Source organism: Streptomyces sp. NBC_01317 (assembly GCF_035961655.1).
In the GTDB taxonomy this organism is placed as follows: Bacteria; Actinomycetota; Actinomycetes; order Streptomycetales; family Streptomycetaceae; genus Streptomyces.
The window spans coordinates 4,723,582-4,743,522 of sequence record NZ_CP108393.1; the positions used below are offsets into that span (position 1 = coordinate 4,723,582).

Here is a 19,941-nt window from a genome sequence, read left to right on the forward strand (position 1 = left end):
GGTGTGGCTCCCTCTACTCGGCGGCCGAAGCGGAACTGTCGGTGCCACGGTTGGTGAGGGCGCGGGCGACGCGGTCGCGGCCGACGTGCATGCGTCCGTCGGACTTGTACGGCTCGGCCCCTTCGGCGTCCAGGACGCGCTTGAGGTCGCTGTTGGTCCACGACCCGTACGCGTCCTCGTTCAGCACGGCGAGCCGCTTGAGGACGTCCTGGGTGAGGACGCGCGGCGCGTCGGCGATGACCGACGCGATGTCCGCCAACGGGTCCCGGTCGTCGCCGTGTTCGATGACGTGCAGGGTGGTGACGCCATCACGCATCGCCCGGGCGCGGGCGGTGATCTGCCCGGCGGTCTCAGTGTCGATGTAGTGGGTGCGGACCGTGATGGACGCCTGCCCGGCCGCGATGGTGATGCCGTCGGACGCCACCACGAGGGTTCCCTTGTCCAGGCCGGGACGGAGCAGGTTCGGTGCGGCGCCGCCGTCGACAGCCTTGTCCCCGAGCGCCATCCGGGCCTGCGACTCCGTGCCCAGCGCCAACGAGGCGCGGGTGTGGGCGCCTTCGCGAACGAGCTTGGGGAGGTTCTGGTCGGTGGGGTCCTGGGTGCCCTGCCAGAGGGTGACGTTGACGGCCCGCCCCTGGTTGTGGATCTTCCGCGCGGCCATGAAGTACCGGGACGTGGCCTTCGAGCCGCCGTAAGGCCGCTTGTCCGCGTCGATGAGGGGGCACATGAACGCCACCTGCGCTTCGTCCACGAGCAGGACCAGCGGCGAGAACACCGTGCCGGGCGGGGCCTGGAGCCGCCGCTCCATCTCGGACACGCCGCCTTCCAGCATCTCCGTGGCCTCAACGACGTGTTCGTCGGTCGGGCCCTGGATGAGGATGGTGGCAAGTCCGTCGAACATGGCCCAGTCCCCGGCGCCCTTGAGGTCGGCGAGACGGAACTCCACCGACTTGTCGAGCGCCAGCCACAACGCCAGCGCCCGCAGGGCGGCGGTCTTGCCCTGGTTCGAGAGGCCCGTGATCAGAAGATGGCGCTGGTACAGGCTCAGGGCCGCCGCGTCCCCGCGCAGGTCTTGACCCCAGGGGGCGCGGCCCTTGGCGTAGTCGGCGGTCAGGGTGTCGTCCGTGACCAGCGGGGACGGGCCGATCGGCTCGTCCAGGGCGCCACTGTCGGCGATCCACAGGCGCACGGTCCGGGCGGCCTGGGGGATGGTGATGAACACCTCGTGCTCGTGGCGGGCGAGGTTCTCGGCGAGCTTGCGGCGCCGGTTCTGAACCTCGTTCGTGGACACACCGGAGGGGAGGGTGACGTCGACTTCGACACCGCATCCGGCGATCCGGATCGGCCCGAGCATCGCGGCCCCCGCGTCGCCCATGTCCTTGATCGCGGCCCGCAGCGGGGCAACACCCAGGTCGCGCAGGGCGGTGACCACGACGGACGGGGTGATCGGCGCCCCCGCGTCCTGACCACGCGCGTTCGTGGGAAGCGCCCACTGGGGGGCGGCGCCCCGGTGGCGGCCAACAGCCCACACACCGAGCAGGGCCACCCACGGGGCGGCGGCGACCAACGGCCCCCACACCACGGTCGTGATGACGACCAACAGACGGATCAGGTCCACCAGGGCCATCAGGGGCGTGATGACGTCGGCAGGGTTCTTGTTCGCCACCGCCAGCGCGACCCCGATCAGAACGAGGGTCCCGACACTGCCCCCGGCGCCGATGGCTGCGCCCTTGACGATGCGTTCGGGGGCGGTGAGCAGGTCCATGCGGCGGCGGTGACGGTCGGCCCGGTAGCGGTGCAGGCGCTCTTCCCAGTCGCCGGCGGCCTCGTAGTTGCCGACCGCTTCGGCCGCCCGGAGCATCCGCTCGTAACGGGCGGCGGTACGGCCGTCCCACGCACGGCGGGACACGATGCGGGTGCCACCAACCACGTACATACCGTGCCGCACGACGAGGCGGCCCGCCGTACGGGTCCCCTCATGCGTGACGGCCGTACGGACCGCGCGCCCGGAGCGCACCCACAGCGGAACCAGCGGCTTGACCTGCTCGACCGCCGGGACCACGGCGGGCGCCGGGGCCGCCGGGGAAGGAACCGCGGTAAGGGGGATGGTGGGTTCGGGGTCTTTGAACAGGTGGATGACGTTCTCGGACATGATGGTTCTCTCCTGCTCTCTGATGATGGAGCGGCGGGGGACCCCGGGCGGCCGGCGAACCTTGGCCGGTAGACGGCCGTCCGGGGGAAGGTCAGAGTCCGATGCGGCGGGCGGCACGCTCGGTGCGGCGCAACGCGTCCTCGGCGGTCCGCAGCGCCGTCCTGGCGGCGGGGCGGGTGGTGCGGCCGGCGGTGCGCGAGGCGGTCTTGGCCACGGCCACCGCGTCCCGGGCGGTCTCCAACTCGCGGGTCATGGCGTCGTTCTCACGCTCGCTGCGGGCGGCCGCTTCCTCGAAAATGTGGTCCACCCGGCTGGTCAGGTCCCCGAGGTGGACGTCCTCCCCCGCGATGCCGCGCTTCGCCATACGGGCGATCAGGGCGGCGACGCGGGTCTTCTCCCCGGCGGTGAGGCGGGGTTCGGGCTTGGGCTTGAGGGCCATCACAGTTCTCCCGTTCCGGGGCCGGACTGTCCGGCTCCCCTCACCGCCCGGCACAGGGCCGGGCGGATCGGGCAACCGGCAGGTCAGCGACCCCGGCGACGGACCTTGGACAGGTTCTTCGCGGCGGCCTTGCCATCCGGACCGCCGACGGACTTCACGACGGTCACCACACCCCACGCGCACACGGCGGCGATCAGGGCGAGCAGCGCGAGGTTCGCGGCCATCGCGGTCAGCACACCGACCAGCAATGGGCCGAAGTACACACCGGCCGCCACGGTCCCGGCGCCGACCCCGGAGCCAAGCGCGAGACGCTGGATGGTGCGGTCCGGCGGGGCCTGGTGGATGTGCACGACCTGCGGGGCGATCTGCTGCGGTGCGGGCAGGTGGGCGGGGTTGACGTAGGCGTGGGTGCCGTCCGGGAGCTGGACGACCGTACGCGGGGCGGGAAGCTGTTCCACGGTTCCTCCGGTGAGTGGTCGGGGCCGTCGGCGTGACGGTCAGGAGGGGGTGGCGCAGGGCACGCACATGCCGAGCGAGCGGGGGATGCAGTACCCACGATCGGTGCGGCACTCGGGGCAGGTGCGGCGGGCGAGCATGGCCTTGGCGAGCGCGGCGGTACGGCCGGGGGTCATGGGGCGTACGGGCTTGGCGCGGTCGCGCCGGTACAGGTACGCGACCCGTACGGGCGGTTCGCCCTGGCGGCGGTAGCGGTTGGAGTGCCAGAGCAGTTGCGCGGCGACGGCCTGACCCCCGGGCCGTAGGCCCTGCGCCCGGAGCTGGCGGCGGGTGGCGTACCCGTCGGGGGCCATGCGGAAGGGGAAGGTGGGCAGGCCGTGACGGGAGCCGTCCGGGTCGTAGAAGTGGGCGCTCATGCGGCGATGCGCTTCCAGGCGGCCCGGAGGCGGACCTCGGATGCGGAGTGGCCGGCGGCTCGGAAGCGGGTGGCCATCTCGCGGTAGGACAGGGCGGGGGATTCGCTGTGACGGATCGTGTCGACCAGCGCGTCCAGTTCGGTGTCCGACAAGAGGGCCGAGGACTCCAGTGCCAGCGGCCCCTGGCCGGCCCCGGGCAGCCACAGGGGCAGTTCCCAGCGGGGTGTGACACCGGGTGTGACGGGGGTCGTCACGCTGGTCAGCGCCCTGCCCGTCTCCACCCCTTCCCGTGCTTCGGCGAGCGTGGACCATGCGGCGGAGAGGCGTTCGGCGGTCTGTGCCTGGATGCGTGCTACGCGGGCGCCGGCCTGCGTCACGGCCGTCAGCCGCGTCTCCTCGGTGGACGCTTCGGCCCGCAACCGGGCGCGGGCTACCGCCGCTTCGTCCCGCGCTTCCTGCTGGATTCCCTGGATCGCTTCCAGCGCTTCACCGGTGAGCGCTGTCCGCTCCCACAGCCCGTGGACCAGCCACAGAGCCTTCGCGGCGAGGGGCAGCCACGCCACGGCCAGCCACGCGCCGGGCGACTGCTCACCCAGTGCGTGCGCGATCAGTACACCGGTCGCGATGAGACCGAAGGCCCAGCCGACGACCGTGACGGGGGTGGAGTGGTCGCCCTGCGCGGCAAGGCGCCGCTCGTAGGCGAGGGTCGCCAGCCATCCGCCGTCCAGACCGAGACCGACGACCACGGCGACCGCCACCGGCATCGAACCGCCCAGCCACATCACGACCACGGCCAGCGTCAGGACCATCGACACCGCCGTCATCGCCACAGCGGGCCCAACCGTACGGACGTTCATGCCGCACCCCCGATCGCGATCACGGCGGCGAGGATCAGCAGGGCGCCGGCCGTGCAGGTCAGGTCGACCGCGCGGCGCAGGCAGCGGAACTTTGCCACGGCGATCCGGGAGAGGTTCGCGATGTCCGCCCCGCGCCGGTCTTCCGCCAGCGCGGTACGGATCTCCTCGGCGGTAAGCCGGGCCCAGTACGGGAAGCCAGCCACCGCCGCGCCGGACAGGTTCGGTCGCACCGCCCGCAGCAGCAGGCCCGCCGCAACCAGCAGCAGGGCCACACCGGCGGCGCCGACGACGTATCCGGCGACCGGTACGGGCGCGTCTTTGGCGACCGTCCAGACTCCGGCGAGCAGGGCGCCGATGAACGCCAGCAGCAGCGACGTCTTCGTGTCGGTGCGGGCGATCTCCGCCTTCACCTCCGCGTGCGCGGCGCTCAGCCTCTTGTCCAGGTCGGCGTTCACGCGGCACCCCCGGACGTGCCCACCGTGGTGGGCTGGTTCGAGAGCTCCCGGCGGGCGGCCAGCACCCGGCGGCGGGCCCGGCGCACCCGGCGGGTGTCCAGCTCGTTGGCCGGACGGTCCAGGGTCATGATCTGCGCGTCGAGGAGTTCGACCTCCGCCCGGATGAGCGGCATCTCCACCTCGATCGCGTCCAGCTCGGCGGTCGTGGGCTCAAGCCAGGGCTCGAACGCCGTAACGGCGTCCTGAACAGTAACGATGGGATCCATGGGTCGTTTTCTCCTTGCGGTAGGACGGCCCGAACAGAGGTCCCGGTGTTCCAGCACCGGGGCCTCGCGCCGTCTTGGGTCGTTCGCGGACTACGAGCGACCACGGCGACCCGGCATCGCGGCCCGCCAAGGAGGCAGGCCCGGATGCCGGGCACCGTGAGCGCTGGTACGTCGGATCTCCGATTCACACGGCGCTGCTCGGTCCGGGGAGATCCGAAATCCCGGAAGTCTGAGGTCGCAGCTTCAAAGGTTGTGCCGTGCGGTCGTGCAAGCCGATGGCGTTCCCGGTTAGGGGTGTGGGCCCCGGTGTGACGGGGGCCGGTTCTCGGTCGGCTGGTCTCCACTCGCCTCAGCCGGAAGGGTCACGGCCGTGATGCTGCGGTGGATCACGCTGTTCAGTTGTCAACGCAGGCGGGACATGCTTAGGGGTATTGCACCACCTGCTCAGCTTGTTGGTACAAGCTGATGCAGTGATGTTGCCCCCATGGGCAGTGAGACGTCAAGAGGAACCGGCCTACATGTACCAACAAGTTGCGCGAGTGCGTCATGATGGGGGCTATGACCAAGCAGCCGAAGTACCGGCAAGTGGCCGACATCCTGCGTCGCGAGATCGACAACGGCACTTACGCGCCGGGGGCGCGGCTGCCCTCGGAGAACGACCTGCAGCAGCGGTTCGACGCGTCCAGGAACACGGTCCGCAACGGGCTAAGCCTGCTGGTCAGTGAGGGTCTGGTCACGTCCAGCCAAGGGTTGGGGTACGAGGTCAAGTCGCACGAGGTGTTCGAGCTGAACGCGTCTCGTTTCGAGAACCTGACCTTCCCGCAGAACGGGGACGCCTACAGCACAGACGTCATGAACGCCGGCCGGCGGCCCCATCAGACCTTCCGCGTGGAGATGCTGCCAGCTTCGAACGATGTCGCAGAGCGACTCAAAGTCCCCGCAGGTACGACGGCCGTATTGCGATTTTGTCATCGCTACGTTGACGACGTCCCGTGGTCCACGCAGGCCACCTACTATCCGTCGTGGTTGATCGACGTCTCGCCGCGCTTGGCCGAGCCGGGAGATATCGAGGAGGGCACGACTCGCTACCTCGCATCGCGCGGGATCGAGCAGGTCGGGTACTTCGACGAGATCGCTGCGCGGATGCCTACGCCGGAAGAGGGCCGCCTTCTGGAGATCGGAGCTGGAGTGCCCGTGATGATCTGGATGCGAACGGGCTACTCCGCAGACCGCCCGATCCGATGCACGATCACGACGTTTCGAGGAGACCTGAATCGCATGAACTACGAGATTGGCGCCCTGTCCGCCCGGAGCGAGAGCGCGTGATCATCATGGCTGCGGAACCACGCGACCTGACTAGGCTGCTCGCCTTCCGCGAAGAAGCGGCGGCCTGGCTGCGGGCGCTCGGATCTGACCAGTGGAGCCGTCCGTATCCCGCCGACAAGCTGTTGACCACCATCGAGGCGGGCAGGGTGTTCATGCTCCGGGACGGCCGTACGACCGCCGCCACGATTACTCTCACCCCGGACGCTGAAGCGGGGCTCTGGTCGGACAGCGAGCTGACCGAGCCGTCGATGTTCGTCAATAAGCTCACCGTTGCTCGGGAGTACGCCGGCCAAAATCTTGGTGGTCGCCTGCTCGACTGGGCAGGCGATCGTGCACACCGCGCGGGCGCAGAGTGGCTTCGGCTGGACGCCTGGACCATGAATGAGGCCCTCCAGCGGTACTACCTCGCGCACGGCTTCAGCCACGTGCGTACCGTCCGAGAGGGCGGTGCTGTGAACGGCGGGCCCCGCGTCTCTGGATGGCTCGCGCAGCGTGAGGCCCGATCGGCGGATCACGGCTTCACGGAACAGGCCCCCGCTCCCGAACGAATTCGCCCTGCGGCGTGAGGCGAGTGCCGCTGTAGTCAGTGCTCCTTGACGGGTGATGCCCCCTGCCACAGGCAGGGGGCATCACCCGTCAAGGAGCACTGCGGGGGCATTGCAGGTGCGGAAGATTCCGGTTCTTGGAGTGGGATTGCACTAACTCCACCCCTTTTCGTCCAAGCGGTACGTAAGATCAGGGCCACGCCAGGCACTCTGATCCGAACTTTGGGCTGCCGGAGTCGGGAGGCTCTTACCTTCCGCACCATTCGGCGCCGGACGAATTGTGGGGTAATAGGTGGCAGGGTTGATAAGCGACTCTAGCGGCGGGACGATAACGGATTCCCTGATTCAGTACCGCCGCGATATCGCAGACTTGAAGCAACGAATCAAAAATCGCCGCCTTCAGGTTTTCGGAATGTTTGGAACTCCCATCTTCTTAGTGTCTACACTCATGGTGGGGGCGAGTTCGAAAGTTCTACTCTGGCTTCATTCAGAAATGCCAAATGCCGTTCTTAACGTTTTTGTGATTTCCGCGCTAATTCTGGCGGCCGCTTCGGGCGTGCAATTCTATCTTGAGTTTAGTGGGGAGGTGTGGGAGGACTCTGGAACTTCGGTTAGAGAGCTTATGCTTGAGCTTTCACTGGCAGAGGAACGTCATGTTCTCGAAGCCAGGAGTCGCACCCCTCCTTCGGCTGACCGGCAGGCATCCTACAGGGAAAGACTTCCGTCGGAAATAGTTCGGCTGCGCATGGAGTCTCGACACTATCGTCGCCTGCATCTCCTAATGCAATGGCTGCTTTTTATTAGTTCGGCTGCAGTCTCGGCCGTAACTGCTTGGTTTGACCCTCCCCAGCCCGCCAAGGGGGTTCTTATCTGTCTTGGCTTCACCGTCACTGTGATTACGGCGGCCGTGGGATACTTTAAGCCTCGCGAGCGGGCCTTTAATCTGCAACAGACGGCCGACAATATCGAGCAGCACGCTACTGCATTTGAATTGGGGATTGCGCCCTACAATGCACCTGAAGAAGCGCGGAATCTCGAACTTTTTGCTACAACGGTGGAAGATATGCGCGCGGACCAGCGTATGCGAGAACAACAACTTGACCAGCCTCAGCAGGGGCAACAACAAGTCATCTAGTTAGTGGACCAGGGCTGGCCCGGGAGTTCTCTGGTTCGGCGTCTTCGACGCTGTTTCTTAGCGACCTGCAGGAACCTAGAAAGCGCATAAATTTCGTCCAGTGATTTCCGGGCGAAGATAACGAATCCTTGCGTGATGCGGTGGAGTTTGGCTAAAGGCCGAGAAGATGGAATCCAAAGCGGTGGGGGGTTGAAATGGTGACTAGTCCCGAACTACACACCGCGACCTGACTGCTGAAGGTCCTGGCCGTCTTGGGGTGCAGTCGGCGGCCCTACAATCATCGCTTGAACTAGGGTTCCCAAGATTTGCGCACGCTGCTCAGAGTTGAGCCTGGCATCAGAAATTAGCCGCTCAGCCGCCAAATATCGAGAGAATTCAAGGGGTTGGTCGAAGTAGGCACGGAGATGCTCGGCCGCAGCCTCCTGAGACCTCACAAAGGTGCTACTGATAAATCCTGCCAGAGCGGCAGAAACTGCGCCGAGAGCACCAGCCACAATAGCGCCGGCTGTTGTTCCAACAATGAGACCCGCTACCGCGAATCCGATTAGCAGAATGAAGCCGGTAATCATGGCCGCCTGTGCGTTTCGGAACGACTTTTCTGCTTGCCCAAGCGCGATTCCGTGATAGTGGTCTAGCCGCCTATGGGTGACGGTCCATAGATCGGAGAGAGTGAGGCGCGCCTGTTCTTCTACCTCCGCTTCCGGGGCACCCGTATGGCGTGACCTAAGCCCTTCCTCAAGCTCTGCTTCGGCCTGTCGCACACGCTCTCGGGTGGGGGAAACACCCTCGTCGGCGGCGCGCATCGCCGCAAATTCTCCCGCCACCCCTGAGAATAGAATAGCCAATCCGGTAATGATTGCCCCAGGCGTAAGCGATGATGGATCGGCACCTTGGAAATAGCGAACCAAGAAAATCGCTGAAGGTAGCACTGCGGCGACTAGGCAGGTGGCCAAGATCCGGCTGCGGCGATTCCACTTGGGCTGCACATGTGAACTTCGGGCGCTTTCGGCACTCACAGTTCGAGTTTCAGCCCCAACGCGCCGCACTAGTTGTCCATCGGCGGAGACGTATGATCCGGGTTCGGCTGCTACTTGAATCACGCCGATTTGCTTACCACGGACAGGTACGCAGAATCGTTGTACATCGGGCAGAGGGGTGAGACGTGCGCACGCATAGCGTACGAGCCTCTCGAAGTTGTGCGGTTGGACCCCTCCCAACTCCACCCCTTCAGCACCACTACGCTCATCCACCCCAACGATAACGGTGCCGCCATTGGCATTCGCGAATGCGGCAATTGCTTTTCCAAGAGCGCTAGGAGGGACCCGCGCGCTTTTGAATTCCAGGTCCATGCCTTCAGGCTGAGCCAGTAACGCCTCGACCTCTGTTGGTGTCATCATGGATAGGTAGGGTAGCGGGCTTACAGTCACTTGGTCGGGGTCTGATTGAATCCGGGAATTTGGGTTGAGACATTCCAGCCGAAGCTCAGCTATTTTTGCCCTCATATTTACCAAATGTCACCGTATGATCCTTCGATGGGCGCCGTGCGGTCATCATCCGCAGGGCAAGAGCCTCGCCACCGTCGCTCAATGTCCTGCTTCTTTGTTCATTTCGCTCATGTCCGCCTGTGGTCACCGCCGTCCACCTGCCCTCGCCGATTGGACGTACATGAGCGCTCGCGAACAGCTCTTCCATCAGTTGGAAGGTGCGCAAGTCTTGGGGCGGGTCGGCAGGCTGACAGGGACTGACCTAGCCAACCTGCGGCCAGGGATGGAGACACGGAAGTTGTCTGCTGCGATACATCCAGGTCAGAAGCCTGAGCGTTGCATGGACTGGCCGGTCTTGAAAGCCGTCGTGGTCGTTGTTGGGGAGAGAGGCGGGGGCAGTTCTCACCGGCTGCGTTCGGCCCAGAGGGACCTCAAGGGTCGGCTCGGGTCCTGTCAGTGGCGGTTGATAGGTGTAGCCGTATGGCTATCCCTTCGCAAGCACCTGGGCAGGACGTTCCCTTCGGTCAGCTCGGCGAAGCTGATCTCGTGTTGGATGCCGTCTACGCCGGCGGCTCTTCAGGACACTCCGGTGACGATGCACTGGCCCGGCTGCTGCCCGGGACCGGAAACCAAGGCGGGTTCCGGTACGCCGGCTCGCCGGCCAAGGGGACGGTCCGGCTGGCTGTCCTATACACCAGCGGCGGTGAGGTGGACTGGCCCGACCACCTGGACACCGAGACAGGGACGTTCACCTATTACGGCGACAACAAGACGCCGGGCAAGGGCCTGCACAAGACCCCGCGCAACGGCAACGTCCTTCTGCGGGATGCCTTCGACCACTCCCACGGGACAGCCGGTGACCGCGGCACCAAGGTGCCGCCCTTCCTTCTCTTCGAGAAGGCCCGGGCCAAAGGGCGAGCCGTGCGCTTCCGGGGCTTGCTTGCCCCCGGTGGACCCACGCTGACCTCAGACGACGAGCTTGCAGCCATCTGGCGGTCAACCGCGGGGAAGAGGTTCCAGAACTACCGCTCGCGCTTCACCGTGCTGGACGTCGAGAGGGTCTCCCGCAGCTGGATCACCCATGTCCTGGACGGTGGAAACGCGCTCGAAGGAGAGTGCCCCGAGGTCTGGCAGACCTGGGTGCAAAGCCGCGTCTACCGGCCGTTGCTGGCTCCCGCCACAACAACTATCCGCTCCACCGCGGACCAGCTGCCCGCAGACAAGACGGGCAAGGCAATGCTGGAAGAGATCCGGCAGCACTTCCTGGGGCGGGAGTCCGACTTCGAGGCATGCGCCGTGGCCGTATGGCGCCTGATTGCCCCGTCCACCGGCACGGTGGATGTGACCCGCCCGAGCCGCGACGGAGGACGCGACGCCGTCGGCGCGTACGTGCTCGGTCCCCCGGCCAGCCCGATCAGCATTGACTTTGCCCTTGAGGCCAAGTGCTACAGCCCGGACAACGGAGTCGGAGTCCGTGAAGTCTCCCGCCTGATCTCCCGCATCCGGCACCGCAACTTCGGCGTGCTGGTCAGCACGTCCTACTTCAACCGGCAGGTGCAGAGCGAGGTACAGGAAGACGGGCACCCGATCGCGCTCGTCTGCGGCCGCGACATCGTCGAAGCACTCCGGCAGCACGGCCGGACCAGCGTTCCCGCGGTGCGTGACTGGCTGCAGCAGAGTTTCCCTGAGAGGTAACCGCACTCTCTGACCGGCTCTGCGCCGACGGTCTGGCCCGGCTTCATGCCGGGCCAGACCTTCAAGAATGGTCAGGAACAGGGCGCTGTGCGAGGAGTTCAGTCCTCACTGCCCTTACGGCGCTTGCGCTCCCGCTCGTAAGCCTTGACCGCTTCCGGCGCCCCTTCGGCCGGCCAGGGGTTCCAGGCACGCAGTTCGTAGGTCACCGCGGTCACGCCGTTCTCCTTGACCCGGTGCGCGGCGATGTCCCATCCGAGGACGAACCGCAGCTCCCGAAGCCGCTTCTTCGGATCCCCCTTGTGCGTATCGCGCGCCACGATCTGGATGAGTTCCGCCGGGGTCGCCTCCCCCTTGTCAGCGAAGGCTTTGAGCAGTTCGCCGATCCGCTCCCAGGGGTTTGTGCGGTGGATGGCCTGTCCGAGCGCGTCACCGTAAGGGTTGAGCGACTTGAAGAAGGCGCGTTTGCCGTTGTTGTGCGCCTGGCAGAGCGGTTCGAGGTTGTCCAGCTCGGTCTCGCCTCCCCAGGACCGCGGCACGATGTGGTCGATCTGGAGCCGTGCGTCCTTTGGCCCAGCGCCGCACATCGCGCAGAACCGTCCCTTGACGGTGAACACCTCTGCCTGGAGTTTCGGGTTGATCTTCCCCGTGTCACTGGCCGGCGTCTCGCTCCACCCCTCAAGCCAGTAGACCCACTTCCCGTCGCCCTCCCGCCGGTAGGAGTCCACCTTGAAGTGGTCACGCACCTCCCGCAGGCGGCGCTGGGTGTGCACGTTCCCCTTCCCGAAGACCTCCCGGGACCGCTCGATCCACTCGTCCATGGTCGGCGGATCCTCACGCCGCTTCAGCAGGAACCGGCATGCCTCCGCCGTCTCGCGGCTCGAAAACAGCGCGTCGATCTCCGCACCGTCCCAGGCCGGCAGGACCCGCTCAGCCGTCTCGTCCGTCGTCACCGCTCGTGCCTCCCCTGGCGAACGTCAGCCCTAACTGCTGACGGTCCACCGTAGAGGGCGGCATCGCGGTTTTTCAAGCGAGTATCCTCATGCCGCCTCGACTGTCAGAGCCACAGAAATGGCTCTGAACTGCTTATTTATCTTTTCCTCCGACGCCGAAAATATCTCCCATGCACCCTAGTTCCGGCGGCGAGATCCTTGGGCGGCGACCGTGTGGGCGCGTCGCGAGGAGACTAAGCCCCTAACGGGCTCGTGTTCTGGTCCAGTACACGGCCGGAGGCCGCTGTACGCCGGTGTGCATGCACCGCCCCCGGGCTGCTGGGCGTACCCCTGCCGACCCCCAGCACGCGACTGTGTGAACAGTTGTAAAGCCGCGGGGTAGAGCAGCCGGGCGGAGCGCTGGAAGAGCGGCGCATGGGCCGTGGCTACGTAGGGGGAGGCGTGGGCGGGGGCACGTCACGCGCGGAAGCGTCCCGACAGCATGCGGCCAGACGTCACGACGGTGCGTGATCGGCCTCGTACAGTGACGACGCTCCACCCCGGTATTGCTGGGACCAGTCTCAGTTTCAGTCTCGATTGCCGCTCGATCCGGCAAAGTACACGCTGTTCCGTGGGCGTCCGGCACGTCGCCTGACCTGCAACGCGATGCGATTGACGGACGCCCATGGACCACTACGGAACAAGATCGGACAGCTTGTAATGCGTAGGTCGTCGGTTCGAATCCGACAGGAGGCTCACTTGCAAGCCCAGCTCAGACAGTGTCTGAGCTGGGCTTTTTTGTTCGCATTGATCCCCGGGCCCGGTCGGCGCGTCCGCGCCTGGGCTCCGGGTGGGGCCGGGTCAATGCTCCGTCCCAGGCGGCCCGGGACGCCTAGACTGACCCGGCCGCCACGGAAGGAATGATCACAAATGCGACCCGCGCGATTTCAGGACTTCGCCCTCGACCTGGCCAAGAACACCCCCGGGGTGACCCGGGTGCAGACCCTCGCGGACGCCGGGGACACCACCCATCCGTTCGGAGTGGCGATCACGACCGGCGACGGGGAGGCGCGGTGGCAGATCATCGGGCAGCTCGCGGACGGCGAGAAGCACGAGCAGCCTGATGTGCCTGTCAACGGTGACCCGTTCGGGACCTGGACCGAGCCCAAGGCCGGGGATCACGAGGGCTGGCTCGCCGCGGTGCTCGCGCGGGCGGAGTCCCCGGAGATCGCGAACATCGAGCCCTGGTCGACCAGCGCGGGCGGGAAGGAATCGCCGGGGCTCACCGTCTTCTTCCACAACGGGGCGCGCGCTTTCGTGCGGAAGATCTGACCTCCGGGCCGCCGGCCGGGGAGGAGCGCACCACCTGTCAGGCACCACCTTTACGAGGAGGAGCTGATATGGCACTACGGTCCGATCCCGCCCGGGTCGAGGGGACGTGCCCGTCGTGCGGGCAGTCGGTCGGTTCACCGCCCGGCTCGCCGACGCCAGGGCACCAGAAGCCGCACCCGAGCCGCGAGACCTGCCCAGGGGGCACCACCCACTAGGCACCGGGAGCCCCGGCCGGCACCCCGCCGGTGTACGCACGTCCTGAGCAACAGCGGAGCCCCGCCCACCGAGTGCTGGTGGGCGGGCCTTTCGCATGGGCTGACGCAGCCCATGGCCACGCGCGGCGGGGTGCGGGACCGTCTCGCCGTTCCCAGGTCCCAACTCGGCGCCCGCACCGGGTCCGGAGCCACTACCCGGCGGCTCACGTGCGACGCCGCCACCGGTTTCGTCCGCGAGCCCTCGGGCACCTTGGCGGCCACGAGGACCGGGGGAAGCAGCCAGTAGTACCTCATGTACTACCTCACGGACGTCGCCTACCTCTACGCGGGAGGCGACCCGATCAACGGGAGGAAATATGTCCTACGGTCAGTTCCTGGCCAAGGGAGCCGGGGAGGGCACGCCACCCTTCTGGGTCATCGCCATCGCCGTGGTCGTCATCGTCGGCGTAGCGTTCCTGGCAAGCAGGGCGCGCAAGAGGTAGTAGTCGACCGCTTTACGCAGGGGCCTTCCGTACCCGGACGTAATACCGTGCGTAGTCGACGTACGCCTCTGTGATGGAAGCGCGTGTCTCGTCGCGGGTTGATTTCCCGTGGACGTAATTCTCCAGGGCCTCCCACCAGATGCTCCGGCCGATGGCGAACCCCATGAAGCCCTCCACGGGTGCGGCGATCTCCAGCCAGTGGTCCAGCTTCTCCCTGGGGGCGTGGCGGCCCAGGACGATGCAGCGGGCGTTTCGTCCGCCTCGGCGGGCGGTACGGGCCACGGCCTCGGCGTCCTCGCGGGTCTCCAGGCCTTCCACCTTCCAGATCGCGGGCTCCACGCCCCGGTCCTGGAGGTACTCCATCACCCGTACCGTGGCCGCACCGCGCAGTTCCTTGTCGTACCGGTCGGCCGAGCCGTCGACCGCCGCGAGGTCGGCCTCGGTAGCCGGCACCAGCAGTTCGAGGATGAGGCTGCGGCCCGCGGAATTCCCCCAGGAAACGACCCGTGCCAGTCGCGCGGCCTGTGCTTTCCGGTCGGATTCCTCGTAGCCCGGATTATCACGTACCAGAACTTTCGAGAACGCGGCCGGAAAGTATTCGGCATGCTGCTGCCAAGCGGCTCCGTACTCGAAATGGAACCAGTCCTGGCCGCTCTCCTCGATCGGCATGGCCAGGTCGATCTGCCCGCTCAGCAGTGCCAGTTCGGCCGCAGTCGCCCCGTAGCGTTCGTCGATGAGCAGGCCGGCCCTGGTCGATTCCGGGAAATGCGGCAGAGCGTCCAGGACCGCTTCGTACACCAGCAATTTGCCGTCGGCGATCCTCGCCGCCTGCGACGGTGTCGGGGCGGCGGTCAATTGGTAAAGGTCGGTTTCGAGGCTCGCCCGGTGGTCAACGGCGCAGATCAGGAGATCTTCATGACGTGCTGCGTTCTCAGGGTTGGCGGGATTGTTCTGCGCTGTCCAGGACAAATTAATCCCTCCTCGCTTTTCCCCCTTGAATTTTAACCGGGTGCGGGGCGGTGCGCCACGTACCGCGGCACCCGCATACAGCGGCTGCCGTACGCCGAGGAGCCTGCCGACAGACGACGACGATGACATGTCCCGGGATGAACCATGGGGACACATTCCCTGGAGCTGGCCGCGGCGTCCGCCGGCCGGTTCCGGGCGGGGCGCCGCGCAGGTGCCCCGATCCCGACAGGAGCGCTCTCTTCGTGGCTACCTTCCTCTACCGACTGGGTCATCTCGCGTTCCGGAAACGGCGGTGGGTGGCGTTGATATGGGTGGCGATCCTGGCGGCCACCGCCTTCGCCGCCGTCAAGGCCCCCACCGCGCCCGACGACGGGTTCGCGATGCCGGGCACGGAGTCGCGAACGCCTTCGACCTGCTGGACCAGCGCTTCCCCGTGGGCAACTCCGAGGGCGCGGACGCCCGCCTCGTCTTCGTCGCGCCGGACGGCCAGAAGATCACCGCGTCGCGGTACGGGGAAGCCGTCGAGGCGGCCGTCACCTCGGTCGCCGACGGCGGGCAGGTCGCGTCGGCCGTGGACCCGTTCGAGGGTCAGGCGGTGAGCGAGGACGGCTCGACGGCGTACTCCAGCATCTCGTACGACGCCAAGGCCGAAGATCTCACCGACGCCACGAAGAAGGTGCTCACCGACGCGGCCGACGAGGCGCGTGAGGCGGGTCTGACCGTCGAGATCGGGGGGTCCGCGCTGGGGGTCGCGCCCGAGTTCGGCGGGACCACCGAGATCATCGGCGTGGCCGTCGCCGCGGTGGTGCTGCTCATCACCTTCGGGTCGCTCGTGGCGGCGGGTCTGCCGCTGCTCACGGCCCTGTTGAGCATCGGCGTCGGTGTGTCCGGGATCGTCGCCGTGGGTCTCTCCACGACGACCACCACCCTCTCCTTGATGCTGGGGCTCGCGGTGGGCATCGACTACGCGCTGTTCATCGTCTCGCGCTACAGCGCGGAACGGAGCGCGGGGCACGATCCCGCGCGGGCGGCCGCCCGCGCCACCGGAACGGCCGGCTCCGCGGTGGTGTTCGCGGGGCTCACCGTGGTCATCGCGCTCGCGGGACTGTCCGTGGTGGGCGTTCCCACGCTCACGAAGATGGGCCTGGCCGTGGCGGCGACGGTGGTCATCGCGGTCCTGATCGCGGTGACCCTGGTGCCCGCGGTCCTGGGCTTCGGGCCGGACGCCGTCCTCCCCCGCAAGGCGCGCAAAGCCCTGCGCAGTGGCGACGACGGCGGTACGTCGGGCACGCGGCCGCTCCGAAGTACGGAGCCGGCCCCCGCGGCCGGGCCCAACATGGGCGCACGCTGGGCCCGCTTCGTGGTGGGCCGGCCCCTGCCCGTCCTGCTGCTGAGCGTCGTCGGCCTGGGCATCCTCGCGGTGCCGGTCCTCGACCTGCGCCTCGGCCTGCCCGGTGACGAGGCGCAGCCCACCTCGACCACCCAGCGCCGTGCCTACGACGCGCTGGCGGAGGGCTTCGGGCCCGGCTTCAACGGTCCCCTGACCGTGGTCGTCGACGCGAAGGGCGCCAAGGACCCGAAGGCGGCGGCGGAGGAGGTCGGCAAGAAGCTGGCCGCGACGGACGGTGTGGTGTCCGTGTCGCCTCCCCTGTTCAACCCGTCCGGCGACACCTCTCCGTGGCCGCGTCGTTCGGCGTGATCGTCGCCGTCTTCCAGTGGGGATGGCTGGCCGGCCTCGTCGGTGTCGAGCAGACCGGCCCCGTGATGAGCATGATGCCGATCTTCCTGATCGGCGTGGTCTTCGGGCTCGCCATGGACTACGAGGTCTTCCTCGTGACCCGGATGCGCGAGGCGCACACCCACGGCGAAAGCTCCGGGCAGGCCATCGTCACCGGATTCCGGCACAGCGCACGGGTGGTCGTCGCGGCGGCCGTCATCATGATCGCTGTCTTCGCCGGGTTCATCGGGTCCGGGGAATCCCTGATCAAGATGATGGGGGTGGGGCTCGCCTCCGCCATCCTCTTCGACGCGTTTGTCGTCCGCATGACCATCGTGCCCGCCGTCCTGGCCCTGCTGGGCGACAAGGCGTGGTGGATGCCGCACTGCCTGGAGAAGGTCGTGCCCCCCGTGGACGTGGAGGGTGAGGCACTGGGCCAGGGACAGCCCGGCCGGGCCCTTCCGGGACACCGGGGCGACCAGGACCGCGAGGCGGTTCACGTCTGAGAGTCCCGTCTGACGGGTCTCGTACGCGCGCGGGAGGGCCACACGTGGCGACACGCGTGGCCTTCCTCCGCGGCCCACCCCGTACTCTCCGTCGCCGACGGCGGCCGGACCGAGGAGTTCGACGACGACGGCCGGACCCAGGAGGAAGAGTCCAGCATGACCATCGCCACCACCGACCGGCACCGTCCGGACGGGCGCCGGCCCACCCAAGGCGACTGCCTTCTCGCCCTCGCTCTGTACGGTGTCGCGGTCGCCGGGCTCTCCATGGCCGGCGACCTCGATCCCTCCGGCCTCGTGATCATGGCTCCCGCGTGTGCCATGTCGGTGTGGCACCGGGCCCGTCCTAGGACGGTGGTCGTGCTGGCCACCCTGTGCACCCTCGCCCTGGGAGTCCTGGGCGCCGAATTCACCCCGTTGCTGATGGCCCCGGTGCTCGCCGCCGTGTATCTCCTGCCCCAGCAGGCCGAGCGCCGTACGGCCCAGGTCTTCTCCGTCACCGCGGTGAGCCTGCTGTTGGTCACGTCGCTGGCGTTCGGGACGGGAGGCATCCTGGGGCACGAACGGCTCGGCTTCGTCCCCTGGGTCCTGCTCGCCGGCGCCATCGGCGACGCGGTCCGCAACCGGCGTGACTACGTGCGGGCCGTGGAGGCGCGGGCGGAACTGGCCGAACGTACGCGGGAGGAAGAGGCACGCCGGCGGGTCGGCGAGGAACGCGTGCGGATCGCCCGGGACCTGCACGACGTCATCGCCCACCACATCGCGCTCGCCCACGCCCAGGCGGGCACCGCCGCGCACCTGCTGCACAGCAACCCCGGGCAGGCGCAGCGCCTGCTGGAGCACCTGACGGACACCACGTCCTCGGCACTGCGGGAGCTGAAGGCGACCCTCGGCCTGCTGCGCCGGACCGATCACCCGGACGCTCCCCTGGAGCCGGCCCCCGGCCTCGTACAACTGCCCGACCTGGTCACCGCGTTCGGGAAGGCGGGGCTGAGGGTCACCGTCTCGTCGCGGGGGACCGTACAGTCCCTTTCGCCCGGCGCCGATCTGACGGCGTACCGAGTGGTCCAGGAAGCGCTGACCAACGTGGCCAAGCACGCGGGCACCGGCGACGCCGCCGTACACCTGGACTACTCCCGCCGACACCTCACGATCACTGTGTCCGACGACGGACAGCCGATCGAACAGGCGGACCGGACCCCCGGCTACGGGCTGATCGGCATGCGGGAGCGGGCCCGGTCCGCCGGCGGGCAGCTCTTGGCGGGGCGGCGTCCGCAGGGCGGCTTCGAAGTGACCATGGAACTGCCCCTGCTGAACGACAGCACGGGCCGGCGCGGCGCGCCCGAAGAAGAAAGCGTGACGCCATGACCATCCGGGTGGTCCTGGCGGACGACCAGGCCCTGCTTCTCGGGACGTTCCGGCTGCTGATCGACTCCTGCGACGACATGGAGGTGATCGCGGTCGCGGGCGACGGTGAGGAAGCCGTCGCGGCGGTACGGGCCACCCGTCCCGACGTGATCGTGATGGACATCCGCATGCCCGGCCTCGACGGTCTCGCGGCGACCGCCGAGATCTGCCGGGACGAGACACTGCGGGACACCAAGGTCCTGATCCTCACGACCTTCGAGACCGATGAGTACGTGGCCCAGGCCCTGCGCGCCGGGGCGAGCGGGTTTCTCGGCAAGGACGTCGGGGCGGGCACGTTCCTCGACGCCATCCGTACGGTCGCCGCCGGCGACGCGCTGCTGTCCTCCTCCGCGGCCCGGTCCCTGATCAGCGACTTCCTGGCCCGCCCGGCCCGCGGCCGGGCCGGCTCCGCCGCGGCCGCTCTGGAGGTCCTCACCGCACGCGAACGCGAGGTCACGGCGTACGTGGCGGCGGGACTGTCCAACGACGAGATCGCCGCGCGGCTCTGCCTAGGCCCCCTGACCGTACGGACCCACGTGCACCGGGCCCTGGCAAAACTGGATGCCCGGGACCGGGCCCAACTGGTCGTCATCGCTTACCAGTCGGGCCTCGTACGGCCCTGAGTCAGAAGCTCGGCCTGTTCGGTCAGTTCTCGGGGTCGGGCTCCTGCGGGCCACGGTCGAGGTCCGCGTCGAGATTGGCGAGAAGTCTGTCCAGCAGGCTTTGCAGGACCTCGGTCTCCAGGTCGCTGAAGCCTCGCAGCGCGTGGCTGTTGGTCTCGTGCAGGGCCGCGAGCACCTGGGGGAGCGTCGCCAGCCCGGTCTCGGTCAGGGAGATCATGCTGACCCGCCGGTCCTGGGTGGACGGCGTACGGCGGATCAGGCCGTCACGTTCCATGCGGGCGAGCAGTTGTGCCATGGACGGCTGCTCGATTCTCGCCAGCTTCACCAGTTCCTTCTGCGGGAGCGCCTCCCCCTGGCCGAGGGCCGCCAGGACCGGCACCTGACCGAAGGCCAGCCCCAGCGGGCGCAGTCGGCGGTCGTTGAGGCGGGCCAGGGTGCGGGAGGCGATGTTGATCGAGGCGGCGGGGGTGGCGTGGGTCGGTGGCTCGTTCACGCCCGTGAGTGTATAGGTGCCTATTGAAATGATGCATAGGTACCT

At 67.6% G+C, this 19,941-nt stretch carries 20 protein-coding genes and 1 pseudogene; 9 read left to right on the forward strand and 12 right to left on the reverse strand.

The genetic code is table 11. The annotated features are described in order from the left end of the window. Positions 1–13: 13 nt before the first annotated feature. From OG349_RS20425 to OG349_RS20455, 7 genes are all read right to left on the reverse strand, one after another. Positions 14–2,152 (reverse strand): ATP-binding protein, encoded by a 2,139-nt coding sequence (locus OG349_RS20425; protein ID WP_327235970.1) that lies wholly within the window; start codon positions 2,150–2,152, stop codon positions 14–16. Between the two features lie 91 nt (positions 2,153–2,243). After that, a complete protein-coding gene (locus OG349_RS20430; RefSeq protein WP_327235971.1) occupies positions 2,244–2,591 on the reverse strand; it encodes a DUF6257 family protein in 348 nt (115 codons plus the stop codon). Positions 2,592–2,674: 83 nt separating this feature from the next. After that, positions 2,675–3,049, reverse strand: coding sequence for a DUF6251 family protein (locus OG349_RS20435; protein WP_327235972.1), 375 nt, complete (start codon positions 3,047–3,049; stop codon positions 2,675–2,677). A 39-nt stretch (positions 3,050–3,088) separates the two neighbouring features. Continuing rightward, the gene (locus tag OG349_RS20440) at positions 3,089–3,463 is read right to left on the reverse strand and encodes an RRQRL motif-containing zinc-binding protein (RefSeq protein WP_327235973.1); all 375 of its coding nucleotides are present in this window, start codon (positions 3,461–3,463) and stop codon (positions 3,089–3,091) included. Continuing rightward, positions 3,460–4,320 (reverse strand): protein spdB, encoded by an 861-nt coding sequence (locus OG349_RS20445; protein WP_327235974.1) that lies wholly within the window; start codon positions 4,318–4,320, stop codon positions 3,460–3,462. Before OG349_RS20445 ends, OG349_RS20440 begins: the two co-directional genes overlap by 4 nt. Continuing rightward, positions 4,317–4,775: a Pycsar system effector family protein gene (locus tag OG349_RS20450; RefSeq protein WP_327235975.1), complete on the reverse strand. Its 459-nt coding sequence runs from the start codon at positions 4,773–4,775 to the stop codon at positions 4,317–4,319. The genes OG349_RS20445 and OG349_RS20450 overlap by 4 nt, the downstream gene beginning before the upstream one ends. Next, a complete protein-coding gene (locus OG349_RS20455) occupies positions 4,772–5,041 on the reverse strand; it encodes a DUF6284 family protein (protein ID WP_327235976.1) in 270 nt (89 codons plus the stop codon). The genes OG349_RS20450 and OG349_RS20455 overlap by 4 nt, the downstream gene beginning before the upstream one ends. Before the next feature lie 558 nt (positions 5,042–5,599). Between OG349_RS20455 and OG349_RS20460 the strand changes: the two genes are divergently transcribed. The 3 genes from OG349_RS20460 to OG349_RS20470 all read left to right on the forward strand — a co-directional run bounded on the left by OG349_RS20460 (position 5,600) and on the right by OG349_RS20470 (position 8,047). Beyond that, positions 5,600–6,367 carry a GntR family transcriptional regulator gene (locus tag OG349_RS20460; RefSeq protein WP_327235977.1) on the forward strand — a complete coding sequence of 256 codons (768 nt, stop codon included), beginning with the start codon at positions 5,600–5,602 and terminating at the stop codon, positions 6,365–6,367. Next, a complete protein-coding gene (locus OG349_RS20465; protein ID WP_327235978.1) occupies positions 6,364–6,933 on the forward strand; it encodes a GNAT family N-acetyltransferase in 570 nt (189 codons plus the stop codon). Before OG349_RS20460 ends, OG349_RS20465 begins: the two co-directional genes overlap by 4 nt. 271 nt (positions 6,934–7,204) lie before the next feature. Next, the gene (locus OG349_RS20470; protein ID WP_327235979.1) at positions 7,205–8,047 is read left to right on the forward strand and encodes a DUF4231 domain-containing protein; all 843 of its coding nucleotides are present in this window, start codon (positions 7,205–7,207) and stop codon (positions 8,045–8,047) included. A gap of 212 nt (positions 8,048–8,259) precedes the next feature. On the opposite strand, the gene OG349_RS20475 is transcribed toward OG349_RS20470, so the two are convergent. Both OG349_RS20475 and OG349_RS20480 read right to left on the reverse strand, forming a co-directional pair. Continuing rightward, a complete protein-coding gene (locus tag OG349_RS20475) occupies positions 8,260–9,444 on the reverse strand; it encodes an AlbA family DNA-binding domain-containing protein (protein WP_327235980.1) in 1,185 nt (394 codons plus the stop codon). A gap of 85 nt (positions 9,445–9,529) precedes the next feature. Continuing rightward, on the reverse strand, positions 9,530–9,739 hold the full coding sequence (locus OG349_RS20480; protein ID WP_327235981.1) for a hypothetical protein: 210 nt from the start codon (positions 9,737–9,739) through the stop codon (positions 9,530–9,532). 272 nt (positions 9,740–10,011) lie between these two features. Between OG349_RS20480 and OG349_RS20485 the strand changes: the two genes are divergently transcribed. Continuing rightward, positions 10,012–11,226, forward strand: a complete 1,215-nt coding sequence (locus tag OG349_RS20485; protein WP_327235982.1) for a restriction endonuclease — start codon at positions 10,012–10,014, stop codon at positions 11,224–11,226. 98 nt (positions 11,227–11,324) lie between these two features. Here OG349_RS20485 and OG349_RS20490 read toward each other — a convergent pair whose 3' ends face one another. Continuing rightward, positions 11,325–12,176 carry an HNH endonuclease gene (locus OG349_RS20490; RefSeq protein ID WP_327235983.1) on the reverse strand — a complete coding sequence of 284 codons (852 nt, stop codon included), beginning with the start codon at positions 12,174–12,176 and terminating at the stop codon, positions 11,325–11,327. 909 nt (positions 12,177–13,085) lie between these two features. Between OG349_RS20490 and OG349_RS20495 the strand changes: the two genes are divergently transcribed. Both OG349_RS20495 and OG349_RS20500 read left to right on the forward strand, forming a co-directional pair. Beyond that, a complete protein-coding gene (locus OG349_RS20495; protein WP_327235984.1) occupies positions 13,086–13,487 on the forward strand; it encodes a hypothetical protein in 402 nt (133 codons plus the stop codon). A 571-nt stretch (positions 13,488–14,058) separates the two neighbouring features. Beyond that, entirely contained in the window at positions 14,059–14,184 is a 126-nt protein-coding gene (locus tag OG349_RS20500) for a hypothetical protein (protein ID WP_327235985.1), read from the forward strand. A 12-nt stretch (positions 14,185–14,196) separates the two neighbouring features. Here the strand turns inward: OG349_RS20500 and OG349_RS20505 are convergent, their stop codons facing one another. Further along, complete coding sequence (locus OG349_RS20505; RefSeq protein WP_327235986.1) at positions 14,197–15,282, reverse strand: 2-deoxy-5-keto-D-gluconate 6-phosphate aldolase domain-containing protein; 1,086 nt, start codon at positions 15,280–15,282, stop codon at positions 14,197–14,199. A 113-nt stretch (positions 15,283–15,395) separates the two neighbouring features. Between OG349_RS20505 and OG349_RS20510 the strand changes: the two are divergent. The 3 genes and pseudogenes from OG349_RS20510 to OG349_RS20520 all read left to right on the forward strand — a co-directional run bounded on the left by OG349_RS20510 (position 15,396) and on the right by OG349_RS20520 (position 19,403). Next, positions 15,396–17,376 (forward strand): annotated as a pseudogene (locus OG349_RS20510) (MMPL family transporter). Between the two features lie 156 nt (positions 17,377–17,532). Further along, positions 17,533–18,741, forward strand: a complete 1,209-nt coding sequence (locus OG349_RS20515; protein WP_327235987.1) for a sensor histidine kinase — start codon at positions 17,533–17,535, stop codon at positions 18,739–18,741. Further along, positions 18,738–19,403 (forward strand): response regulator transcription factor, encoded by a 666-nt coding sequence (locus OG349_RS20520; protein WP_327235988.1) that lies wholly within the window; start codon positions 18,738–18,740, stop codon positions 19,401–19,403. The genes OG349_RS20515 and OG349_RS20520 overlap by 4 nt, the downstream gene beginning before the upstream one ends. Positions 19,404–19,425: 22 nt before the next feature. On the opposite strand, the gene OG349_RS20525 is transcribed toward OG349_RS20520, so the two are convergent. Next, the gene (locus tag OG349_RS20525; protein WP_327235989.1) at positions 19,426–19,896 is read right to left on the reverse strand and encodes a MarR family winged helix-turn-helix transcriptional regulator; all 471 of its coding nucleotides are present in this window, start codon (positions 19,894–19,896) and stop codon (positions 19,426–19,428) included. Positions 19,897–19,941 lie beyond the last annotated feature (45 nt).